This is a genomic window from Methylovorus mays, from assembly GCF_020531915.1.
Lineage (GTDB): Bacteria > Pseudomonadota > Gammaproteobacteria > Burkholderiales > Methylophilaceae > Methylovorus > Methylovorus mays.
Genome location: NZ_JAJAVG010000008.1, coordinates 165,960 through 189,423, shown reverse-complemented (window position 1 = coordinate 189,423; position 23,464 = coordinate 165,960). Strand labels below are relative to the sequence as shown.

General features: G+C 55.4%; 20 protein-coding genes. 12 read left to right on the top strand and 8 right to left on the bottom strand.

Annotated features, from left to right (window positions below; all coding sequences use genetic code 11):
• Position 1: 1 nt before the first annotated feature.
• Entirely contained in the window at positions 2–517 is a 516-nt protein-coding gene (locus LG203_RS11270; RefSeq protein WP_230345851.1) for a peroxiredoxin family protein, read from the bottom strand.
• Between the two features lie 199 nt (positions 518–716).
• Here LG203_RS11270 and LG203_RS11265 point away from each other — a divergent pair, with 199 nt between their 5' ends.
• Positions 717–4,529, top strand: a complete 3,813-nt coding sequence (locus LG203_RS11265) for a DUF3683 domain-containing protein (protein ID WP_230345850.1) — start codon at positions 717–719, stop codon at positions 4,527–4,529.
• Between the two features lie 141 nt (positions 4,530–4,670).
• Positions 4,671–5,051 (top strand): hypothetical protein, encoded by a 381-nt coding sequence (locus tag LG203_RS11260; RefSeq protein WP_230345849.1) that lies wholly within the window; start codon positions 4,671–4,673, stop codon positions 5,049–5,051.
• A gap of 39 nt (positions 5,052–5,090) precedes the next feature.
• Here LG203_RS11260 and phoR read toward each other — a convergent pair whose 3' ends face one another.
• Positions 5,091–6,425: a phosphate regulon sensor histidine kinase PhoR gene (gene phoR / locus LG203_RS11255; protein ID WP_230345848.1), complete on the bottom strand. Its 1,335-nt coding sequence runs from the start codon at positions 6,423–6,425 to the stop codon at positions 5,091–5,093.
• Positions 6,426–6,518: 93 nt separating this feature from the next.
• A complete protein-coding gene (phoB, locus tag LG203_RS11250) occupies positions 6,519–7,205 on the bottom strand; it encodes a phosphate regulon transcriptional regulator PhoB (protein WP_013442982.1) in 687 nt (228 codons plus the stop codon).
• A 185-nt stretch (positions 7,206–7,390) separates the two neighbouring features.
• Between phoB and LG203_RS11245 the strand changes: the two genes are divergently transcribed.
• The 4 genes from LG203_RS11245 to LG203_RS11230 all read left to right on the top strand — a co-directional run bounded on the left by LG203_RS11245 (position 7,391) and on the right by LG203_RS11230 (position 11,053).
• Entirely contained in the window at positions 7,391–9,058 is a 1,668-nt protein-coding gene (locus LG203_RS11245; RefSeq protein WP_230345847.1) for an OFA family MFS transporter, read from the top strand.
• A 212-nt stretch (positions 9,059–9,270) separates the two neighbouring features.
• Positions 9,271–9,720, top strand: a complete 450-nt coding sequence (gene ribH, locus LG203_RS11240) for a 6,7-dimethyl-8-ribityllumazine synthase (RefSeq protein WP_013442980.1) — start codon at positions 9,271–9,273, stop codon at positions 9,718–9,720.
• A complete protein-coding gene (gene nusB, locus LG203_RS11235) occupies positions 9,717–10,193 on the top strand; it encodes a transcription antitermination factor NusB (RefSeq protein ID WP_230345846.1) in 477 nt (158 codons plus the stop codon). Before ribH ends, nusB begins: the two co-directional genes overlap by 4 nt.
• Positions 10,194–10,354: 161 nt before the next feature.
• Entirely contained in the window at positions 10,355–11,053 is a 699-nt protein-coding gene (locus LG203_RS11230; RefSeq protein ID WP_230345845.1) for an FHA domain-containing protein, read from the top strand.
• A gap of 24 nt (positions 11,054–11,077) precedes the next feature.
• Here the strand turns inward: LG203_RS11230 and LG203_RS11225 are convergent, their stop codons facing one another.
• The 5 genes from LG203_RS11225 to LG203_RS11205 are packed head-to-tail and all read right to left on the bottom strand — an operon-like array spanning position 11,078 to position 15,456.
• A complete protein-coding gene (locus LG203_RS11225; RefSeq protein WP_230346373.1) occupies positions 11,078–11,833 on the bottom strand; it encodes a UDP-2,3-diacylglucosamine diphosphatase in 756 nt (251 codons plus the stop codon).
• A gap of 23 nt (positions 11,834–11,856) precedes the next feature.
• A complete protein-coding gene (locus LG203_RS11220) occupies positions 11,857–12,348 on the bottom strand; it encodes a peptidylprolyl isomerase (protein ID WP_230345844.1) in 492 nt (163 codons plus the stop codon).
• Positions 12,341–13,009: a peptidylprolyl isomerase gene (locus LG203_RS11215; protein ID WP_230345843.1), complete on the bottom strand. Its 669-nt coding sequence runs from the start codon at positions 13,007–13,009 to the stop codon at positions 12,341–12,343. The genes LG203_RS11220 and LG203_RS11215 overlap by 8 nt, the downstream gene beginning before the upstream one ends.
• Before the next feature lie 22 nt (positions 13,010–13,031).
• Complete coding sequence (locus tag LG203_RS11210; protein ID WP_230345842.1) at positions 13,032–14,246, bottom strand: L,D-transpeptidase family protein; 1,215 nt, start codon at positions 14,244–14,246, stop codon at positions 13,032–13,034.
• 22 nt (positions 14,247–14,268) lie between these two features.
• A complete protein-coding gene (locus LG203_RS11205; protein ID WP_230345841.1) occupies positions 14,269–15,456 on the bottom strand; it encodes a nuclear transport factor 2 family protein in 1,188 nt (395 codons plus the stop codon).
• 142 nt (positions 15,457–15,598) lie between these two features.
• On the opposite strand from LG203_RS11205, the gene cysS reads away from it, so the two are divergent.
• The 6 genes from cysS to LG203_RS11175 all read left to right on the top strand — a co-directional run bounded on the left by cysS (position 15,599) and on the right by LG203_RS11175 (position 23,387).
• Positions 15,599–16,969: a cysteine--tRNA ligase gene (gene cysS, locus LG203_RS11200; protein WP_230346372.1), complete on the top strand. Its 1,371-nt coding sequence runs from the start codon at positions 15,599–15,601 to the stop codon at positions 16,967–16,969.
• A 41-nt stretch (positions 16,970–17,010) separates the two neighbouring features.
• The gene (locus tag LG203_RS11195; protein ID WP_230345840.1) at positions 17,011–17,298 is read left to right on the top strand and encodes a hypothetical protein; all 288 of its coding nucleotides are present in this window, start codon (positions 17,011–17,013) and stop codon (positions 17,296–17,298) included.
• Between the two features lie 224 nt (positions 17,299–17,522).
• The gene (locus LG203_RS11190) at positions 17,523–18,776 is read left to right on the top strand and encodes a TolC family protein (RefSeq protein ID WP_230345839.1); all 1,254 of its coding nucleotides are present in this window, start codon (positions 17,523–17,525) and stop codon (positions 18,774–18,776) included.
• Positions 18,776–19,945 (top strand): efflux RND transporter periplasmic adaptor subunit, encoded by a 1,170-nt coding sequence (locus LG203_RS11185; protein WP_230345838.1) that lies wholly within the window; start codon positions 18,776–18,778, stop codon positions 19,943–19,945. Before LG203_RS11190 ends, LG203_RS11185 begins: the two co-directional genes overlap by 1 nt.
• Positions 19,946–19,948: 3 nt before the next feature.
• Positions 19,949–23,044, top strand: coding sequence for an efflux RND transporter permease subunit (locus LG203_RS11180; RefSeq protein WP_230345837.1), 3,096 nt, complete (start codon positions 19,949–19,951; stop codon positions 23,042–23,044).
• A gap of 10 nt (positions 23,045–23,054) precedes the next feature.
• Positions 23,055–23,387, top strand: coding sequence for a P-II family nitrogen regulator (locus LG203_RS11175; RefSeq protein WP_230345836.1), 333 nt, complete (start codon positions 23,055–23,057; stop codon positions 23,385–23,387).
• The last annotated feature ends 77 nt before the right edge of the window (positions 23,388–23,464 follow it).

The window sequence follows — 23,464 nt, the reverse complement described above, 5'->3', positions numbered from 1 at the left end:
GCTAGCCTTTTATGCCCAGTTGTTGATCCAGCAGCTCATGCAGGGATTTGAAATCAAGCTCGCCTATGGCTTTGCGGATGATTTTGCCGTCCTTGTCCAGCACGAAAGTGGTGGGCGTGACGCGCACTTCATTGAATTGCATGCTCATGTCACCGGTGTCGTCATGGGTGACCTTGAAAGGCAGGGCGTTTTTGGCGGTGTAATTTTTAACCTGATCGATGGGATCATAGGGCATAGCGATCGCCACGACCTCAAAGCCACGCTCATGGTATTGATGCCATGTCTGGATCAGTGCCGGCATTTCGGCAATACAGCCGGGGCAATCCGTTGCCCAGAAATTGACCAGAACTACTTTGCCGCGCAGATCCTGCATGCTGGTGGTCTTCCCATCCAGGGTAGTAAAGCTGATATTCGGCGCAGTGGGCTTGCTGGCCAGCGTGTAGGCAAGAAAGCCCAGCAGCAGGACTAGCAGCAGTGGAAACAGCAGTTTGCGAGGGGAGTTAAATAAGGATTTCATCTTTAAGTATGAGCGATCTGCGATGCACGCGTTATTGTCGTGGGTTTGCTGGGGCTTGTCATCAGGAATCTGCGCCGGGAAATGGACGACTGTATGAATTTTGCATCACGCATAGGCTTAATACCTGACAAATTCAGTCTGCTAATAAACTGCAATGTTGCCCATGGTATAATTGCACTTTTGGTTACCTTCCAAATTCATGACCTCCCGCTTACGCGAAATCCCGTATAACTACACCTCGTTTTCAGACCGCGAAATCGTTATCAGATTCCTCGGTGAAGATATCTGGAACGTTCTCAATGAATTGCGCGGCGAACGGAAAACCGGCCGCTCTGCACGCATGCTGTTTGAGGTGCTGGGCGACCTCTGGGTTGTTTCCCGCAATCCTTACCTGCAGGATGATCTGCTTGCGAACAAAAAACGTCGCCAAGCCCTGATCAGCGCATTGCATCACCGTATCAAGGCCATTGACGAGCGTAGTCAGGGCAACCCCCTGGTGTTGCGCCTGATTGCCGCGGCGCGCAAAGCGGTGGATGTGTTTGAGCAGGATTTCAAGCAAACTGAAAGTCTGCGTAAAAAAGCCTTGTCCCGACTGGGCAAGATCACGCGCAAGGACAATATCCAGTTTGACGGGCTGGCACGCGTTTCGCACGTGACCGATGCTACCGACTGGCGTGTTGAATACCCGTTTGTGGTGCTGACACCTGACACCGAGCACGAAATGGCAGCGCTGGTGCGCGCCTGTATCGAGCTCGGCCTGACAATCATCCCACGTGGTGGTGGTACTGGTTATACCGGCGGCGCTGTGCCGCTGACACCATTGTCGGCCGTGATCAATACCGAGAAGCTGGATACCCTGGGTGCCGTTGAAATGCGTACCCTGCCTGGCGTAGGTCGCCAGGTGCCGACCATCCATTGCGGCGCTGGCGTTGTGACGCGCCGCGTGATGGAGGCCGCTACGGCCGCCGGGCTTGAATTTGCCTGCGATCCTACCTCGGCTGATGCGTCTTGTATCGGCGGTAACGTCGCCATGAATGCCGGTGGCAAGAAAGCCGTGCTCTGGGGCACGGCGCTGGATAACCTCGCCTCATGGCGCATGGTGACGCCCGATGCCAACTGGCTCGAAGTGGAGCGTCTGGACCATAACCTCGGCAAGATTCATGACATTCCGGTCGCGCGTTTCCGCATTACGCGATTTGCCGAAGATGGCAAAACCATGCTCGCCGAACCGGAAATTCTGGAAATTCCTGGCCCCAGTTTCCGCAAGACCGGGCTGGGCAAGGACGTGACGGACAAATTCCTCTCAGGCTTGCCTGGCATACAGAAAGAAGGCTGCGACGGCCTGATTACCTCGGCTACCTTCATTCTGCATCGCATGCCCAAGCATGTGCGCACCATTTGTCTGGAGTTTTTCGGGCACGTGGCGCTCGGCGTGCCTGCCATTGTCGAGATCAAGGATTACCTGGACGCGCACCCCAATACCCTGCTGGCAGGTCTGGAGCATCTGGACGAACGTTATCTCAAGGCCGTGGGCTATGCCACCAAGGCAACCCGCAATGAACGTCCCAAGATGGTGTTGCTGGCCGATATTGCCAGTGACGATGAAAACGGCGTAGGTGAAGCAGCATCGCACATCGTGCGTCTGGCCAATGCACGCGGCGGTGAAGGCTTTATCGCGGTATCGGGTGAAGCGCGCAAGAAGTTCTGGCTGGATCGTGGTCGTACGGCGGCGATTGCCAAACACACCAATGCGTTCAAGATCAATGAGGATGTGGTGATTCCGTTGCCACGCCTGGGCGATTACTCGGACGGCATCGAGCGCATCAATATCGAGTTGTCGATCAAGAACAAGCTCAAACTGGCTGATGCACTGGAAACCTTCCTGCAAGGCGATCTGCCTTTGCATGAAGACGACGATACCCAGGCCGATCCTGAAATGCTGGTGGCCAAGCGTGCCCAATCGCTGGCACTGGTAGACAAGGTGCGTACCCACTGGCGCACTATCCTGGAAAACCTGGATGCCCCGGTCAGCATTCTGGGTAGCGAGTACGCGGATATTGCCACTGAAAACGTCTTCCGTGCCGTGCAGGAGCATCAGGTACGCGTGTCCTGGAAGCGCGAGTTGAAGAAGCCGCTGCACCAGATATTTACCGGCCGGGAATACCAGAAAATCCTGGAGCGGGCGGACGAAATCCACAAGCAGATGCTCAAGGGTCGCGTGTTCGTGGCGTTGCATATGCACGCGGGCGACGGCAACGTTCATACCAATATTCCAGTCAATTCCGACGACTATGAAATGATGCATGCCGCGCATGAAGCCGTGGCGCGCATCATGAAGCTGGCGGAAAGCCTGGATGGCGTGATTTCCGGCGAGCACGGTATTGGTATTACCAAGATGGCGTTCCTGGATCAGAAAACCATTTCGACCTTTGCGGATTACAAGCAGAAGGTGGATCCGGAAGGGCGCTTCAACAAAGGCAAGCTGATGGCAGGCTCCGGTCTGGATGGCGCTTACACGCCATCGTTTGGTCTGCTGGAGCAGGAATCCATCATCATGGAGCAATCGGCAATCGGCGATATTGCCGACTCGATCAGCGATTGCTTGCGTTGCGGCAAGTGCAAACCCGTATGTACCACGCACGTGCCCCGCGCCAATTTGCTGTATTCGCCACGCAACAAGATACTCGGTACTTCGCTGCTGATTGAGGCTTTCCTCTATGAGGAGCAGACGCGCCGTGGCATTTCGATCAAGCACTTTGATGAGTTCAATGATGTGGCGGATCACTGCACGGTGTGCCATAAATGCTTGAACCCTTGCCCGGTGGATATTGATTTCGGCGATGTATCGATTGCGATGCGCAACTTCCTGCGTGAGCAAGGCAAGAAGCACTTCAATGCGGGTACTACCGTGTCCATGGCCTTCCTTAACGTCAAGGATCCGGCCACCATCAAGCTGATGCGTACGGCCATGATAGGCTGGGGTTATAAGTTGCAGCGGCTGGGGCATCAGGTGTTCAAGAAGCTGGGGCTGATCGGCAATATCAAGAAGAAACCACCCGCCACCCTGGGCAAGCCCGAGATCAAGGCGCAGGTGATTCACTTCATCAATCGCCCCATGCCCAAGGCCATGCCGACCAAGACATCGCGTGCCTTGCTGGGTCTGGAAGATGACACGATAGTGCCGATCATCCGCAATCCGCAGAAGACGACGGAAGAATCGGATGCCGTGTTCTACTTCCCGGGGTGTGGTTCGGAGCGCTTGTTCTCGCAGGTGGGGCTGGCGACCCAGGCCATGCTGTATGAGACCGGTGCCACCACCGTGCTGCCGCCAGGCTATCTGTGCTGCGGTTACCCGCAGACATCCAGCGGCAACCACGACAAGGGGCAGCAGATCACGGCAGAAAACCGTGTGCAGTTCCATCGTATTGCCAATACGCTGAACTATCTGGATATCAAGACCGTGATCGTCTCGTGCGGCACGTGTATGGATCAGCTGCAGAAGTACGAGTTCGAGAAGATATTCCCGGGCTGCCGATTGCTGGATATTCACGAATATCTGATGGAAAAAGGCCTGAAGCTGGAAGGCGTGACGGGTACGCGCTATATGTACCATGACCCTTGCCATAGCCCGATGAAGACCTATCAGCCGCTCAAGGTGACCAATGCCCTGATGGGGCAGGATGTCGCGCTGAATGATCGCTGCTGCGGCGAGTCAGGCACCTTTGCCGTGTCGCGTCCCGATATCGCGACCCAGGTCAAGATGCGCAAGCAGGAAGAGCTGGAAAAAGGCATGGCCAAGCTGGGCTTGACTCCTGGCGCGCCTGAGCAGGATGTGAAGATTCTGACGTCCTGCCCATCCTGCCTGCAGGGGCTCGCGCGTTATGGCGAGGATACCGGCGTGCAAGCGGATTACATCGTGGTGGAAATGGCCAAGCATTTGCTGGGCGAAAACTGGATGCAGGATTTCGTGCACAAGGCCAATAATGGCGGGATTGAAAAAGTCCTGCTGTAACGCTGTTTTGTATCCCCGTCGTAAAAAGCGTAAGGCTTGGCCTTGCGCTTTTTTATTGCGCGCTATGGCGGAAATTAAGGGTTTACAGTGTGATTTGCCAGCGTATAGTAAGGTTGAATTGATTCAGGCAAAGGAGTTGAAATGTCCAGATTTGCCGTACCGTTATTGGCCAGCATGGCCCTCATCCCCGCTGGTCAGGCCCTGGCGGAGGAGAGCACGCTTGGTGCCATTCCGGCATTATCCAATAGTAACAATGCCTCTTCCGGCGTGGCTGTCAGCCCGCCCACCCAACTGAATACCCGCTCGCGCCTGTCGCCCGTCATTGTGTTGCCGCCAGAGAGTGTAGAGCCGCGTACGCTGGTGGTGCCCTTGCCCAGCGAAGGCGGTCCGCCGGTCGTGCTGCGCAAGAACAGTATTGAGGTGGTGCCGAGTTTGCAGCCTGCCTTGCCCAAATCCAAGGCTAGCCCGGATGCGGGGAATGCCACTGGCAATAGAAAACCTTTGCCGCCTGTCGTGGATTAAGCTGCGCTCGGGCTATACACCCGATCCTGTGTCCGGTGGTCAGGCTGTGTGGGCGGGTTGATTTGAAGTGGCATTGGCCTTGTGCACAAGGCGCGCCTTGGGGAATACGGCGCTGAAGGTGCTGCCCTTGCCAAATTCGCTTTCGATATCCAGTCTGGCCTGATGGCGCGTCAGGATATGCTTGACGATGGAAAGCCCCAGGCCGGTGCCCCCGGTTTCACGTGAGCGGCTGCGGTCTACGCGGTAAAAGCGTTCAGTCAGGCGGTCGATGTGCTGTTGTTCAATCCCCAGGCCGGTGTCCTTGACACTAAACACGCCATCGGTGCCACGGGTTTTCCAGCTGATATGAATGCTGCCGCCCGTTGGCGTATAACGAATGGCATTGCTGACCAGATTGCCGAGGGCGCTATGCAATTCTTCCAGCGCACCTGTCAGGTTCAGCGTGGTGTCCGCCTCCAGAGTGATGGTATGGCGATCATTGCTTAGGCCACGCGCTTCGTTCATCACCATGCTCAGCAGGGCGTTGATATCAATTTCGGTATCCTGCGGAATCGTGGGGCTGTTTTCCAGTTGCGACAGGGTCAGCAGGTCTTCAACCAGCCTGCGCATGCGGCCTGTCTGTTCCTGCATCATGTCAAAGTAACTGCGTGTGCTATCCGGCACTGCCCCATCCATGTCGCTCAGCGTCTCCAGAAAGCCGCCAACAACGGTCAACGGGGTGCGTAACTCATGTGAGACATTGGCAATGAAATCGCGGCGCATATGCTCGACTTTTTCCAACTGGCTGATGTCCCGGCTGATCAGCAGTTTCTGGTTGACACCAAATGGAATAACCTGCAATTCCAGCGTGGTATCTGCCAGACGCCAGGATTTGAGTTTGATGGGGTCGGTATAGTCGTGTGAGTCGAGGTAGCTGATGAAGTCACTGCTACGAACGAGGTAACTGATGGGCTGGCCGACGTCCTGCTTCATGGACAGGCCAAGGTGGCGTTCTGCGGGCGGGTTGCACCACTCGATCAAGTCGTGCCCATTCAGCAACACCACACCGTCAGGCAGGGCGCTGGCAGCATGGCGAAAGCGATCAAGCGCCGAGCTGAGCTGGGTCTGGCTACGGCTGTAACGCCGTTGCTGATGGTAGATGGCCGCAAACACATCTTCCCAGATGCCAGTGCCCAGCGGCATGGTGGCGAGATCCGGTTTGTTGAACCACTGCAACAGCTGGTGTATCCAGTATAGGTGGGTAGTGAGGTAAAGCACGACACCCACGCCAAACACCAGTAATGCTGCAATTTCATCGACGACAGCCCATACCACCAGGCTGACGGTCACTAACAAAAAGCCGAGCCAGAAAGCTCTCCAACGAATATCGTGCACGCGGCTACCATTCCACAAATTAATAAACTGCTTGTTGGCGCCTTAAAAAAAGCAGCTCCGACAAGGGCGACGGTGGCAAAGCGATATTATGAGCTAGTGCGCCGAGAAACGATAGCCAACACCACGGACGGTCTGGATCAGGTCTTCGTGACCGGAGTCAGCCAGGGCCAGACGCAAACGGCGGATGTGCACGTCTACCGTGCGGTCTTCAACAAATACGCGATCACCCCAGACGCGATCCAGTACCTGGCTGCGCGAGTGCACACGTTCCGGGTTGGACATGAGGTAATGCAACAGACGGAATTCGGTGGGCCCCAGGTCCAGCGTGGTGCCATTGCCTGTGACGCGATGGGTAACAGGATCCAGGCGCAAGCCGCCGACTTCGATCGGGTCATCGGTCATCTGGGGTGCGCGACGGCGCAACACCGCCTTGATGCGAGCATTCAGCTCACGCGGGCTAAAGGGTTTTGTAACATAGTCGTCCGCCCCCACTTCCAGCCCCTTTACCTTGTCGGCTTCCTCACCACGCGCTGTCAGCATGATGATGGGAATCGCCTTGGTGAATTCGTCCGACTTCAACTTGCGGGCAAACTCAATGCCGCTCATACCGGGTAGCATCCAGTCCAGGATAATCAGGTCAGGCAATGCTTCACGAATCAGCATTTGTGCTTGCTCAACGCTGAGTGCACGAATCGGGTTGTGACCGGCCTGGGTCAGATTAAGGGCTAGAAGCTCCTGAATGGCTGGTTCATCTTCTACAATCAATATGTTAGCGGGCATTTCATTTATCCTTGGCTTTTGCAGTGCTGCTTACTATATGACGTTAATGTGACAGATTGATGACACTTGAGGAACCCGAATTTTAATGCAGATTGCCAACCCTGTTTTTTTATATGATGATCGTGTCTGTCAGGTAATTGATCGCAACTCATTATTCGAAATAATAAAAAGCAGGGAGTTTGGAGATGGCTGGATTTCTGTCTAAGGAACGCATTATTACCGGCGGTAATTTTAACCGCTGGCTTATTCCACCCGCGGCGCTGGCGGTGCATTTATGTATCGGCATGGCCTATGGTTTTTCCGTTTTCTGGAAGCCCCTGGGCAATGCGCTGGTAGGCGACGATGGCAAGCCGCTGGCTGCCTGTGCTGCCGGCGCTGTGACGGTAGCGGACAAACTGAGCGGCACATGGCGTGCCCTGTTTGCCACGGATTGTAATTGGACCCAGTTTGATCTGGGCTGGATGTACACCCTGTTCTTTGTACTGCTGGGCTGTTCAGCTGCCTTGTGGGGCGGCTGGCTGGAGCGGGCAGGTCCACGCAAGGCGGGCCTGGTGGCTACCGTTTGCTGGTGTGGCGGCTTGTTGATATCAGCGCTGGGGGTATATACCCATCAGCTGTGGATGATGTGGCTGGGCTCGGGGGTGATCGGTGGTATCGGGCTGGGACTCGGCTATATCTCGCCAGTATCCACCCTGATCAAGTGGTTCCCTGATCGTCGTGGCATGGCAACCGGCATGGCCATCATGGGCTTTGGCGGCGGCGCCATGATAGGTTCGCCACTGGCCACCAAGCTGATGAGCTATTTTGCCACTCCCGTTGCTCCAGGCGTCTGGCAGACGTTTGTTGTCCTGGCGGTGATCTATGCCGTCTTCATGTTGTGTGGTTCGCTTGGTTACCGCGTACCGGCATCGGACTGGAAGCCTGCAAACTGGGTACCGCCCGCCAAGAGCACAAGCTCGGGCATGATCGCCACGCGTCACGTCCATATTAACCAAGCGCACAAAACGCCACAGTTCTGGTTGTTGTGGCTGATCCTGTGCATGAATGTGTCTGCCAGTATTGGCATTATCGGGGCTGCGGCGCCTATGCTGCAGGAGACCTTTGGTGGTGCCTTGATTGACCAAGGCTCCCTGAGCTTTGCTGACATCAAGAAGGACGATGTCCTGATTGCCAGTCTGGCCGCAGTCGGTGCCGGATTTGTCGGCCTGGTGTCCTTGTTCAATATTTTCGGGCGCTTTGCCTGGGCGACTTCATCAGACAAGCTGGGGCGTAAAACCACCTATTCCATTTTCTTTATCCTCGGTGCTTTGATGTACGTTGCCGCGGCGTGGGCAGCGGGTGCCAAATCGCTGGCGGTATTCGTGGGGGCGTTCTGCATCATTGCCTCCATGTATGGCGGTGGCTTCGCCACCATTCCGGCATATCTCGCGGATATGTTCGGCACGCAATTCGTTGGTGCCATTCATGGCCGCCTGCTGACGGCATGGTCCACAGCCGGCATTCTGGGGCCAGTGATCGTCAACTACATGCATGACATGCGTCTTGAAGCACAAGTGCCGTTTGATCAGGTATATGGGCCCATCTTTTATGTGCTGGCAGGCATGCTGGTGATTGGCTTTGTGGCGAATTTGCTGGTGCGTCCTGTCGCCAGCAAGCACTTCATGACCGATGCCGAATTGGCCGAGGAAAAGAAGCTGGCACATGAAAAGGTATTGCCAAGTAGCGCGTCGCAAGCGAAAGCCGCCAGCGGTGGGTCGCGCGTATTGGCAGTATTTGCCTGGTTGGCAGTGGGTATTCCAGTAAGTTATGGTATCTGGAGTACTTTGCAAAAAGCCTGGGCACTGTTCCATTAAGTCATGCTTTTCAAATCACGCTGATGGCAGTCCGGGGATATGCCCGGACTGCCGTTTCCCAAGCGTATGCGGCTAGGCTATAATTCAGCCTGAATTTTCCCGTTTGACGCATGTGCTTGTCTTTAAAGTGCAATGGCATGGCGTCATCCAGCATTGGACATCACGTAATTCTTGGCCCTGGCCTTTGTAAATTTAAAGTATGTGGAGTAAATGTGAGAGAACTCGCAATTGATTTAAACGGTTCCGGTTTGCAAATCGGCATTGTCCTGTCTCGCTTTAACAGCGATGTGGGTCAGGGCCTGCTCGCAGCCTGCAAGGCCGAGCTGCTGAAGCGTGGCGTGGCGGAAGATGCCATTACCCTGGCAACCGTGCCAGGCGCGCTGGAAACCCCATTGGTACTGCACCATATGGCAGATAGCCAGAAATACGATGCCCTGATCGCCTTGGGTGCGATTATTCGTGGCGAGACCTATCATTTTGAAGTGGTTTCAAATGAATCTGCGCGCGGTATTTCCGAGGTTCAGCTGAATACTGGCGTTCCTGTCGCCAACGCCATCCTCACTACCGAGAATGACGAGCAGGCGCTAGAGCGTGTCGCCGTTAAGGGTGCTGAAGCTGCAGCGGTTGCAATCGAGATGGTTAACCTGTTGAAGGCCTTATGAGCGACACCGATCAAAAGCCTGGGGAAGCCAAGCCGGTAAAAGCCTCGAGAAATCGTCGCAAGTCGCGCGAGCTGGCCCTGAAAGGCATTTATCGCAACCTGATGAATCAGGCCGATTTTCGGGCCATCCTGCGCGAGCTGGCGGACGAGCCGGAGTTTGACAAGGCGGATCAGGAATACCTGCGCACATTGTTGGACGGCGTGCTCGCGGAACGCGAAGAGCTGGATCGCCGGATTGCGGTGTTTGTGGATAGACCCATGAACGAGCTCAGCCCGATCGAGCACGGCATTCTTTGCCTGTCCGCGTATGAGCTGATTTTCGACCTGAGTATTCCGTATCGTGTGGCGATCAATGAAGGCGTCGAGCTTGCCAAGATTTATGGTGGCACCGATGGTCATAAATACGTTAATGGCGTGCTTGACAAGCTTGCTGCCGAAGCCCGCCCGGGCGAAGTAAGCCGTCATACCCGCTAGTCGTCATCCTGAGGGCAGGACGTGCCACATCTCGTCCTGCCCATCTTCAATTTCCCGCGTGCCCCATGTAAGATCAATCGCCTGGTCGGACCACTGCTGACCAGCAAGTGGGTGCTATATTGCCCTTAATTTCATGGCCAGCAGGTTTGGAAAGAATTCTCATGGCAAAGCTGCTTTTCTCTCTGGATGGCAATCTGCTGGGGGAGTACTCCCTCGACAAACCGCTACTGCGCATCGGCCGTCGTCGCGATAACGACATCGCCATCGATAACCTCATGATCAGTGCTGAGCATGCGCAAGTCATGTCGATTGGCCGGAATGCCATGTTGCAAGATCTCGATAGTACAAACGGCACCATGATTAATGGGGTGCGTGTAAAGCAGCACGTCTTGCAGCATGGCGACATCATCATGCTAGGCCATTACCAATTGCGCTATTGGGACGAGGCCACCAGCTCCGATAATCCTGCTCCCGTCGATGCCACATTGGTGGCGCCTCAGATAGATGAATCACGTCGATTTTCACGTGTATGGCCGTCCGGGGATAACGCAGCCTCGCCTGGCACCTGCTCCGGTCGACTCTATGTCATTAGTGGACCCGATTTCGGCAAGGATATTTTATTGAGCCAGACCACCCACTTAGGTAGCTCAGATGTGCCTGTGGCGATGATCTTGCAGGATGGGCATGATTACCGGATTCTGCCGGTGGAAGGCGGTGGTGAACCGCTCACGGTGAATGGTCGCCCAATTGCGACCAGTATTGCGGGCGAGCTCAGCCAGCCGCTGCAGGATCACGACCTTATCGCCTATGATGGCGTAAAAATGGAGTTTTATCTGGCTGCTGGCGAAGCCGACTTCTAAGCCCGAGGGGCTGCCGCTTGCTTGTTAGAGCAGGCTGCTGGTGCAGCCCGTGGCGTCCAGGCGGAGATAACTGCCCTGTTCGTACCAGTCGCCCAATACCCAGCGCTGACAACTGTGTCCATGTAGCGTGAGCTGATGGCAAGCGGGGCGGTGGGTATGACCGTGTATCAAGAGTTCGGGGTATTCCCAGGTTGAGAATAAACTGGCGACAGCCTCGTCGTTGACATCCATGATCTCGGCCTGCTTGATGGATTTCTCGGATTCGCTACGCATGCGGATAGCTTCAATCTGCATTTTGCGCGTGGCCAGGGGCTGTTGCAGAAAGCTTTGCTGCCACTCAGCTTGCCGCACTTGCTGGCGGAATTGCTGGTAGGCCACATCATCGGTACACAGCAGATCGCCATGGCTCAGCAAGACGCGCTTGCCGTAGAGCTCATGCAACACGGGGTCGGCCAGTAGCGTCACGCCAGACGCTTCGGCAAAATGCTCGCCGATCAGAAAGTCGCGATTGCCATGCATGAAGTAGCATGCGGTGCCGGATTGCGTGAGTGCGCGCAGCCCGTGGATGATGGTCTGGTGATGCGGGTCGTTGACCTCATCATCGCCTGCCCAGTATTCAAACAGATCACCCAGAATATAAAGCCGCTCGGCCTCGCGGGCCTGGCCTTGTAGCAGATGGAGAAATGCCCGGCTGATTTCCGGCCGGGCATCGCATAGATGCAGATCGGAAATGAACAGGCTATACGGCAAGGTAGCGCTCAATGCATTTCCATCTGTGATTGGTGTGGGGTGAGTCGCTTGAATTAAACGACTTCGGCACGCTCGATAACGACGCTCTCCACAGGCACATCCTGATGGCCGTTGCGGCTGCCAGTCTTTACCTTTTTGATCTTGTCGATCACTTCAGTACCGGCCGTTACCTTGCCAAATACACAGTAACCCCAGCCTTGGGCGGTTGGGGAGGTGAAGTTGAGGAAGTCATTGTCTGCCACATTGATGAAGAACTGGCTGCTTGCCGAATCCGGATTCGGGGTACGGGCCATGGCAATGGTGTAGGCCTTGTTGACCAGGCCGTTATTGGCTTCATTCTTGATCGGGGCATTGGTTGGCTTCTGGCTCATGCTGGGCTCAAAGCCGCCGCCTTGAATCATGAAGCCATCAATCACGCGATGAAAAATGGTGTTGTTGTAAAAGCCGCTTTCAACATAGGCCAGAAAGTTGGCAACGGTTGCTGGTGCTTTTTCCGCATCCAGTTCCAGGGTGATTTCACCAAAGTTGGTATGAAGTTTAACCACGTTTTTTTCCTTTAAGAGCAGGTTTTGAAGAGGGGGGGGTGGGCACAGCGCGCACTGGCTGTTCTGGCTCCACAGGTATATCCAGGGTGGTGACTTTTTCAATCACCACATTTTCAACCGGTACATTCTCAAATTTGCCTACATTTTTGGTCGGGATTTTGGCCATCTTTTCTACGATGGACATGCCGCGGATGACTTTGCCAAACACGCAGTAACCAAAATAAGCAGGATCAGGTTTGTAGAAGTTAAGGAATTTATTGTCCGAAAGATTGATGAAAAACTGGGAGCGGGCCGAGTTGGGGTCAAAGGCACGGGCCATGGCCAGGGTGCCGGGCTCGTTCTTCAATCCGTTGTTGGCTTCGTTCTCAATCGGGTTGTAAGTGCTTTTTTCCTGGAAATCCACGGCAAAACCGCCACCTTGCACCATAAAGCGATCAATGATGCGGTGGAACATGGTGCCCGTGTAAAAGCCGCTTTGCACGTACTGCATGAAGTTGGCGACGGTCTTCGGTGCGCGGTCAGGGTACAGTTCGACAATAAAACTGCCGAGGTTGGTTTGAAACTCCAGTTGCGGTTTTTGGGTATGAACGCCATCGGCCATGGCGACAGGCGTGCACATCAAAAGAATAAGAAATAACCACGCTTCCCATCGTGTCTGCATTGTTCAGGCTCCTCTGAAAGGGTCAAGCTGCCCCTTCGTATAATATTTTCCAGCGCTGATCTTCGTAAATCCAGTACTGGCGTTTCCGCATGCGACTATCCAGGAATTCACTTTTGAATTCCTGATCAAAACTGACAACCGCCATCGGAAATTGGCTATTAGGATAGCGGATCATGCTGATATTGGATAGCGCAATGCTGACTGGCTTTTTGTCGAGCTGTATGCGCCGCTTTTCCCGTGACCATCCCTGAATATCCATCGACTGAGTAAAAAAGCGGGAGGAGTAATGGCTGAGATAACGGTCGGTATCCTGCGATTGCCAATCCTGACGCCATTGATCTACTGCTTTCTGTAGCTGCGATTGCTCCGGGGCGGGCTGAGTTACCCATTTCAGCTGGGAGACAATAATGAATGGTGTCCCCCCTTGCTGCAGGATAGGCGCCAAGGTTTCCAGGTCGGGGTTGGAGATCACGACACAGCCATCGCTGGCTCGCGGAGGGCGGCTATAGGTATTGCTTGGTGTGCCATGCAGCCAGATGCCATGTCCCTTCTTGCCTTGCTGTTTGTCCCACTCGTTCGGATAACTGAGCGGGTAGGCTGCGCTGCCGTAAAAATCAGGCAGCTTGCTGCTTAATTTGCTGCTGGCCGTGTAAACGCCGAGCGGGGTACGTTTGTCACCCTCGCTGGATTTCTCGCTGCCATTCCTGCCGATAGTCACGTAATAGTCCGCGACATATGTGGGTTTGCCGCCAGTATTCTGATAGAGATAAAGCCGTGATTTATCAGCATCCACCACGATGACGTATTTCTGGCTGGGGTCGATTTGCCACAAAGGTTCGGGAATGCCTTGGGGGGCATGGCTTTCCAGGTAGCGTTCAATACGCATGCGGGCTTCGGCTTTGAAATCCTCAACAGAGCTTGGATTGTTCTGCGGTGTATTGCCAAAGCCTTCCAGTTGCTGTGATTTCGCCATCAGCAGATCGCCGCGTATCAGGTAGGCCAGCTTGAAGTTGGGGGCGATGGAGATGAGCTCGTCTACGGTATTTAGTGCCTGTTGTAATTGGCCGCGCGTGATTTGCAGCAGGCCCTTGACTACCAGACTTTCGGGATAGTTTGGGCTGAAGCTGCTATTGCTGAGTGTGCCGGTGTAATCCAGGCGATCCAGCGCAGGCACATTCCATGGCACTAGTGCAGATGCCATGAGCAGTATCTGTAAGAAAAGTTTGATCATCTTCATGCGCTTATTCACCCACCGGCGCTTAACGCTCGGTCAGCTCCTGTTCAATCAACCAGCGGTTGCCGCCTTTTTTCAGTACCAGTGTTTTGCTGGTACGCATGGCCGTGCCGCCTGCACGGTAACTTTGCTTGAAGCTGGCGCGTACCAGATCGCCATCCTGCTTGAGTCGCAGGTTGCTGACTTCCACTGAAATACTGGCCGGTGCGCTGATGCGTTGCCTGCGGGTTTTTTCCCAATCCTGGCGGGATTGTCCATCCGGGGTTTTGAAACCAGCCCCGTAGCTCGCCAGATACCCAGCCACATTTTTATCTGACCAGGCTTTTGCCCACTGCCGCACGGCTTGCTCTATGGCCTGCTCATCCAGATTGCTACCGGATTTAGCTTGATCCTGAAGCTTGGCTGGTTCAGCAGCTGGCTTGCTGATTTCTGCAGTCTTGGGCGGCACCGGCGTTGGTTGAGGTGGAGTCTCGACCGGCATCTCAGACTTGGGAGCTGCTGGTTTGGCATCGGGCGTCTTGATCTCTGTCACCACGGAGGCAGGTCTGGAGGTGTTGTCCGATTTTGCCGGTGTTTCGTATTTCACCACTGGCTTGGTCTGTTCCAGCGCCCGCACTTGACCGTTGCCCAGATTGACCAATGGCGCTGGTGCTAATGCAACGCTGGTGGCCGAGCTGGATTGACTTGCCAACTGGGTGGGCGGCGCAGATGTGGTCAGTGACTTGATCAGGGCCAGTTTGCTCTGTGGGCGGGTATTGCCATTATCCAGCTGAAGTGCCTTGTCATATGCCTGTGAGGCCATGCGCGCGTAGATGTCACCCAGATTTTCATGGGCGGTGGCATAGCTGGGATGCGTTTTGATCGCGCTTTCAAGGGCGTGGCGCGCCTTGTCATATTCTCCGCGCTCGGCGTACAGCACTGCCAGGTTGTTATAAGGCTCTGGCAATGCGGGATATTTTTCCGTCATCTCGGTAAAGGCCTTCATGGCCTCGTCGCGTTTTCCGGTATCGGTGAGGATGACGCCCCGTAAAAAGAGCGCGTCCACACTCTTGGGATTCTTGGCGATGTAGGCATTGAGCTTGGTCAAGGCCTGAGGGGCCTGGCCTTGCTGTGCCAGCTGGCTGATATCTTTGAGTTCGTCGGCCTGAGCGGCGACAGGGAGGATCAATGCCAGTACAACAAACAGGGGGGGTAAAGTGCGCAGGGCAGGCATTGTGTTATACTTTTCGCGATTTCTTTTCAGTGCAACAATTCTATCAACAGCAGGTTCAACCTCCAATAGCTCGCCATGCAGACCATTGATTTACCTCAGTATGCTGCCTGATGATGACCTTGGATTCGAGCGCCATCATACCATGTTAAAAATCTACAATTCCCTGGCTCGTGAAAAACAGATGTTTGTGCCTATTGTGGCTGGCAAGGTGAGCATGTATGTCTGTGGCATGACGGTATACGACTATTGCCATCTGGGCCATGCCCGCGTGATGGTGGTGTTTGATATGGTGAACCGCTGGCTGCGCACCTCGGGGTATGACGTTACCTATGTGCGCAATATTACGGATATTGATGACAAGATCATCAAACGTGCCCAGGAAAATGGCGAGTCCATACAGGCACTCACCGCCCGCTTTATTACCGCAATGGATGAGGATGCTGCACGGCTGGGCGTGATGCGCCCGGATATGGAGCCCAAGGCGACAGAACATATTACCGGCATGCTGGATATGATTGCTGCCCTGATTGACAAGGGCTTTGCCTATCCGGCGGACAATGGCGATGTGTTTTACTCCGTCTCCAGCTTTGCCGGTTACGGCAAGCTCTCGGGAAAGTCGCTCGAAGACCTGCGTGCGGGCGAGCGCGTTGAGATTGACCAATACAAACGTGACCCCATGGACTTTGTGCTGTGGAAAGCGGCCAAGCCTGGCGAGCCCAGCTGGGATTCGCCCTGGGGCAAGGGGCGTCCAGGCTGGCATATCGAGTGCTCTGCCATGGGCGCTTGCCATCTGGGCCCGCATTTTGACATTCACGGCGGTGGGCAGGATCTGCAGTTTCCCCATCATGAAAACGAAATCGCCCAGTCAGAAGCGGCCAATGGCTGCACCTTTGTCAATTACTGGATGCATAACGGCTTCATCCGGGTGGATGATGAAAAAATGTCCAAGTCACTGGGCAATTTCTTCACGATCCGGCAGGTGCTGGAGAAGTATGACCCCGAGGTTGTGCGTTTCTTTATCCTGCGCGCGCAATACCGTAGCCCGCTGAACTATTCCGACCAGCATCTGGATGATGCGCGCCAAGCCCTGACCCGCCTTTATACCGCCCTGCGCGGGCTGGCATTGCCGACCTTCACCATCGATTGGCAACAGCCGCAGGCGGCTCGCTTCAAGGCGGCCATGGACGATGACTTCAATACTTCAGAAGCCTTTGCCGTCTTGTTTGAGCTGGCCAGTGAAGTCAATCGGACAGCGTCGCTGGCCGACGCCGCGCTGCTCAAGGCGCTTGCCGGTTTATTGGGGTTATTGGAACGCGATCCTGAAACTTTTCTGCAAGGTGGCGAGTCTGCACAAGGGCGCTCTGCGGATGAGATTGAGCAATTCATACAATTGCGCTTGCAGGCCCGGCAATCGAAAAACTTTGCCGAGGCGGATCGCATACGCAAGCAACTGGCCGATGAGGGCATCCTGCTGGAAGACAGTCCACAGGGCACCAGCTGGCGTCGTGCCTGATCCATGGCAAGTTTACGGAAAAATCGAGATATAATCGCAGCATGACCTTACGCAAGTCCATTTTGGTATTGTTGAGCCTGGTGCTCTGTTTCAGCCTGTTTTCGCAGCAGGCGGATTACGCCTATGAAATGGACTATGACGATGTGGCGGTGGTATTCAATGATGCTCCGCAAGTCGGCAGTGATGACAAGCTGGATTTCAATGATCCTGTCGTGATTCCGCTGCAGCCTCTCACCCTCTATCTGGCAGTGACGGCGATCAGCGCTGCCCTGTGCAACCTTTACATTTCCCCTCCTATTACCCGGTTCCTCCGACCCCCTCTGCTTTAAATTTCCCAACCCATACAAGGTTGGCGTAACCTTTGCTAACCATTTAACGGTCTGCGAGCGGTTACGCCTGCCCAAATAGTGTTGATATCAACGCCAAGGCTTATTGTGGCCGCATTTTTGTATTACTGTTGCAGTTGTTATCAGTCATCAGTAATGAAGACACGGAAGCTATGAATACACAAAACAAGAGTATCAAGCACCATCATGGTGCAGGGGGTTCGTCGATGGCGAATATAAAAAACAAGAGTCTGATCAGTAGCCTGACGTTGGTGATGGCCTTATATGCCAGCATTGCCCAAGCACAAACCGAACTGGGATTGCGTGATGTTCTGGACAATGCCATGGCGCAAAATCCGGTCATGGCCATGTCTCAGGCACAACAGGATGCTGCTAACGCGGCAGTGACCACTGCCACGGCTTACATCAATCCTGAGTTTGAAGTGGCTGCTGGGCCAAGCCGGAGCCGTACTGGCTCAAATGAGGTGGGTACCAAATGGGACGTCGGCATTTCGCAGCCGCTGGAATTTCCCGGCGTGAGAGGTGCCCGTCGTGAAATGGCCGAGTCCAATGTCCGGGCCGCTGGCGTCAGCCGCACCTTGACAGGCATTGAGCTGCGGACGCGTGTGAAATCCGCTTTTTACGATGTGCTGCAGCGACAAGCTGTGCTGCGACTGGTGGAAGGTGATCGCAATCTGTTGCAACAAATCCGCGAGCGGGTGAAGTTGCGTGTCGATACTGGCGAAGCGGCCAAGTATGAGCTTATCAAGGCCGATACTGAAGCACTCGCCGCAGAGCGCGATTATCAGGCTGCCGTGGTGCGCATCTCGGAAGCCAAGGCCTACTTGCGAGGTCTCGTTGGCCCAGGCATGCCCATGGATTTTGATGTGAAGGGTGAGCTGCCACTGGCCGATACCCTGCCTACCCTCCAGCAACTCCGTCAGAAAATCGATGAAAGCCCGCAATTGGCGCAGATCCGTGCCATACGCGAAGCTGCCGAGGCACGTCTTCGTCTGGAAGAGAAGCTGCGTAACCCGGGCGTCACCCTGAAAGGGGGCTTTGAGCAGGATCCCGATTACTCCACCGTCCGTCTTGGTGTGGCGATTCCCTTACCCGTGTGGAATCAGCGGCAAGGCCCGATCGCCGAAGCCGCTGCTGGCGTACGCCAGGTAACGGCAGCGCTGAGTGAGCGCGAGCTTTCTTTGCAACGCGATGTGGACTCTGCTTACCAGCGCTACCTGATTGCACAAGGGCAGGTGAATTCCTTTGAAAGCGGCCTCTTGAACCAGGCCGAATCGGCACTCAAGGTGGCCGAATCCGCCTACCGCTTTGGCGAGCGCGGCATTCTGGATTATCTGGATGCGCAACGCACCTACCGCGCCGTACGCAAGGATTATCTTGCTGCACGTTACGATTACGTTAACTCGATGCTTGAGATTGAGCGTCTGCTTGGCACTGAACTTCTGGAGGTTAAGTCTTAATGGTTTCTTATTCCGCAGTACAAAAAACAACGCGTGCCAGCATCCTGGTATTAAGCCTTCTCATGGGCATGAGCCTCGTTGGCTGTAAACCAGCCGAAGAGGAAAAGCCGGCTGCAGAAGCAGTTGACCCTAATATCGTCGAGCTCACGCCTTCGCTGCAGCAGCAGGTCAAACTGCAAACTGTAGGTATGTCGGATATCCGCGAGACATTGCGCATCCCCGGCAGCGTGCAGGTGGATGAGCAGCGCATGGCGCGTATCGGTGCGTCTGTGACGGGTCGTATCACGGATATTGATGTGGTGCTTGGGCAGGATGTGAAGCAGGGGCAGGTGCTGGCAACGGTGAACAGTACCGAGCTCGCGCAGAACCAACTGCTTTATATCAAGGCCATGCAGCAGATTTCCCTGCAAACCAAGGCCGTGGAGCGTGCGCGTCTGTTGCTGAATGCCGATGTGATCAGCGCAGCCGAAGTGCAGCGTCGCGAAGCCGAGTTGAGTGCCGCCCAAGCCGAGCTGAATGCAGCGCGCGACCAGCTGATGATTCTGGGTATGAGCTCTCCTGCCATTGTCCAGTTGTCGAAGTCTGGCCAGATTCATTCTTTCAGCAGCGTATCCGCACGTCTTGCAGGCACCATCATCAGCCGCAAGGTCAATCTTGGACAAGTGGTACAGCCCGCCGAGGAGCTGTTCATCGTGGCCGACTTGTCGCATGTCTGGGCGGTGGCGGAGGTGCCCGAGCAACAGGTGGGCCTGATTCAGGAAGGGGAAGAGGTCATGATTGAAATCCCCGCGCTGAACAACCGCCAGTTCAAGGGCAAGCTGATTTATGTCGGCGATATCGTGAATCCGCAAACCCGGACCGTGACCGTGCGTACCGATCTGGAAAACACAGACGACACCATCAAGCCCGACATGCTGGTTTCCATGGTGGTGCAGTCGCTGCCTACGCCCAAGCTTGCTGTGCCCATGCAAGGCATCGTGCGTGAAAACGACCGTGATCATGTGTTCGTGCAGATCGCACCCAACAAATTCCGCTTGCGTGAAGTCGTGCTGGGCCCTGAGTTCCAGGGCATGGCCACTGTCGAAAGTGGCGTTGTTGCCGGTGATGTCGTGGTGGCTGACGGTGCTTTCCACGTGAACAACGAGCGCAAGCGCAAAGAACTGGAGTAAACCATGATTGAGTCGTTAATACGCTCTGCGCTACAACAGCGCATCGTGGTGGTGGTGCTCGCCCTCGCCATGATGGTGGCTGGTCTTTTTGCAGTGAATAAACTGTCGGTGGATGCCTTCCCCGACGTGACCAATGTCCAGGTGCAAATCGCCACGCAGGCCACTGGCCGCTCGCCGGAAGAAGTCGAGCGCTTCATTACCGTGCCGCTGGAAATGTCGATGACCGGCTTGCCCGGCCTCACCGAAATGCGCTCCCTCAACAAAAACGGTTTGTCGCTGATCACCCTGGTGTTCACGGACGACACCGATGTGTTCTTCTCGCGCCAACTGGTGATGGAGCGCCTGATGGAGGTGATGGAACGCATGCCGGAAGGCGTGACGCCTGTGCTGGGGCCAGTCTCTACCGGTCTGGGCGAGGTGTATCAGTACACGCTGGATAAACCTGCGGATGGCAAGCAGGAGCTTTCCGTTTCCGAGCTGATGGAGCGTCGTGCCGTCCAGGACTGGGTCGTGCGGCCCTTGTTGCGCGGTATCCCCGGCGTGGCAGAAATCAATTCACAAGGCGGTTACGTCAAGCAATACCAGGCGCTGGTGAATCCGGACCGCATGAATCACTACGGTGTGAAGCTGCATGATGTGTATCAGGCACTGGCGCGCAATAACGCCAATAGCGGCGGCGGTATCCTGCCGCACTACGCCGAGCAGTACCTGATCCGTGGTGTGGGTCTGGTGAAAAGCCTGGAAGACATTCGTCGCATCGTGATCAAGGAGCAGAACGGTACGCCGGTCTACATGCGCGACGTGGCCGAAGTGCAGCTTGGGCATGAGGTACGGGTAGGCGCGCTGTTGAAGAACGGCGAGACCGAGTCCGTGGGCGGTATTGTGATGATGATGCGTGGCGGTAACGCCAAGGAAGTTGTCAGCCGCATCAAGGAACGCGTGAAAGAAATCAACGATAAAGGCATGCTGCCGGGTGGTTTGCAGATCGTGCCTTTTTACGACCGCAGTGAGTTGGTGGATGCGGCGCTGCACACGGTGACCAAGGTGCTGATCGAAGGTATTTTCCTGGTGATCATCGTGCTCTTCCTGTTCCTGGGCGATGTGCGCTCCAGCCTGATTGTGGTGGGGACGCTGATTCTGACGCCGCTGATTACCTTCATGGCGATGAATTACTACGGCATCTCCGCCAACCTGATGTCGCTGGGGGGCTTGGCGATCGCCATTGGTCTGATGGTCGATGGTTCGGTGGTGGTGGTGGAGAATACCTTCCACCATCTGGGTCATCGCAAAGATGAAAGCAAGATTCGCGTGGTATTCGAAGCGGCGGCTGAAGTCGCGACTCCGGTGCTGTTTGGCGTGGGCATCATCATCCTGGTGTTCCTGCCGCTGATGACCCTGCAGGGCATGGAAGGCAAGATGTTTGCGCCGCTGGCGTATACGATTGCGATTGCGCTGTTTGTGTCGCTGGTGCTGTCGCTGACGCTGACCCCTGCCATGTGCTCGTTCATCCTCAAGGGCGGTAGCGGTGAAGATACACGCATGATCCAGGCCATGAAGCGGCCTTATCTGCGCCTGCTGGATGCTTCCGTGAGCAACCCCAAGAAGACTGTTGGCATCGCCGGGGCTGTATTCGTTGGCACCCTGATGTTGTTCCCGTTGCTGGGTACGGCGTTTATTCCCGAGATGAAGGAAGGCTCGATTGTGCCCAGCATCATCCGTACCCCGAATATTTCGCTGGAAGAGTCCCTCAAGCTGGAGCAGGAGGCGTTGGCAAGCATTGCCAAGGTGGATGGCGTACGTGGGGTGGTGTCCGGGGTGGGGCGTGGCGAGAGCCCGGCAGACCCGCAGGGGCAGAATGAATCCACACCGATCGTCAGCCTGAAACCGCGCGATGAGTGGCCCGAGGGCTGGAATCAGGACAGCATTGCCGATGCCATCCGCGATAAGATCAAGCACATCCCCGGCATACAGGTGGTGATGTCGCAGCCGATTGCCGCGCGGGTAGCCGAGCTGGTCACTGGCGTGCGTTCCGATGTGGCGGTCAAGGTGTTTGGTTCGGATATTGGCGTACTGAAAGCCAAGGCTGACGAGATTGCCCGCATTGCCGGCACTATTCCTGGCGCGCAGGATATGCGGGTGGAAAAGATGACCGGCCAGCAATACCTGACCATTGATATTGACCGCGAAGCCATTGCCCGTCACGGCATCAATGTGGCGGATATCCACGATGTGATTGAAACCGCGATTGGCGGGAAAGTGGCGACCGAGGTGTTTGAAGGCGAGCGCCGCTTTGAAGCGGCGGTGCGTTTCCCCGAGGCCTTCCGTAACAATGTGGATGCCATCAATCACATCATGGTGACCTCGGCTAACGGTTCGCGCGTGGCGCTAAAAGATCTGGCCGATATTACCGTGCGCGATGGTCCGACCCAGATTGCCCGCGAGTCTGCCAAGCGCCGTATTGTGGTGGGCGTTAACGTGAAAGACCGTGACCTGGGCGGCTTTGTCGCCGAGTTGCAGCAAAAGGTGGAAGCCAAGGTCAAGTTGCCCGAAGGCTATTACATTGTCTGGGGCGGTCAGTTCCAGAACATGGAGCGGGCGATGAGCCATCTGATGGTGATTATTCCTATCACCATCGGGGCGATTTTCTTCCTGCTGTTCCTGCTGTTCAAATCGGTACGGTTTGCCACGCTGATTATTCTGGTGCTGCCATTTGCCTCCATCGGTGGGGTGATTGCCCTGTTTGTGACGGGTGAATACCTGTCGGTACCTGCCTCGGTGGGCTTTATCGCCCTGTGGGGTATCGCCGTGCTGAACGGGGTGGTACTGGTGTCCTACATACGCAGTTTGCGAGATGAGGGAAAATCACAACTGGAAGCCATCAAACAGGGTTGCGCCCAGCGGTTCCGTCCGGTCATGATGACGGCAACGGTCGCCATGCTGGGTTTGGTGCCTTTCCTGTTTGCCACCGGGCCTGGCTCGGAAGTCCAGCGGCCGCTGGCAATTGTGGTGATCGGCGGTTTGATCACCTCCACCGTGCTGACGCTGGTGGTATTGCCAACGCTGTATCGCTGGTTTGAAGAACCCCGTGTTGAAGCATGAGGAGTGAACCATGAAAGAGATTAAAGCTGTAGTACAGCCACACCGCTTGCCCAAGATTCGCTCCGCCCTGCGTAATATCAAGGGTTTCCCCGGCATGACGGTCAGCAAGGCGGATGGTTGCGGTCATCATCTGTCCAACACGCACAATGTGCGCGAAGAGCTGACCGATTACAGCCCCAAGGTGCGCATTGACCTGGTGGCGCCGGACGAGCTGGTTGAGGGTATCCTGCAGGTGCTGGTGGAAGTCGGACATACCGGCCAGCATGGCGACGGTATCGTCTGGGTGACCCCGGTGGAGCGCATGATACGCCTCTCGGAAAAGATCATCGTCCATGATTGCTGAGTAAGCGTTTCCTGGAGTAACACCATGCAAAAGGCCCCGTTGTGGGCCTTTTGCTTATCTGCCGCATGATGATTGCT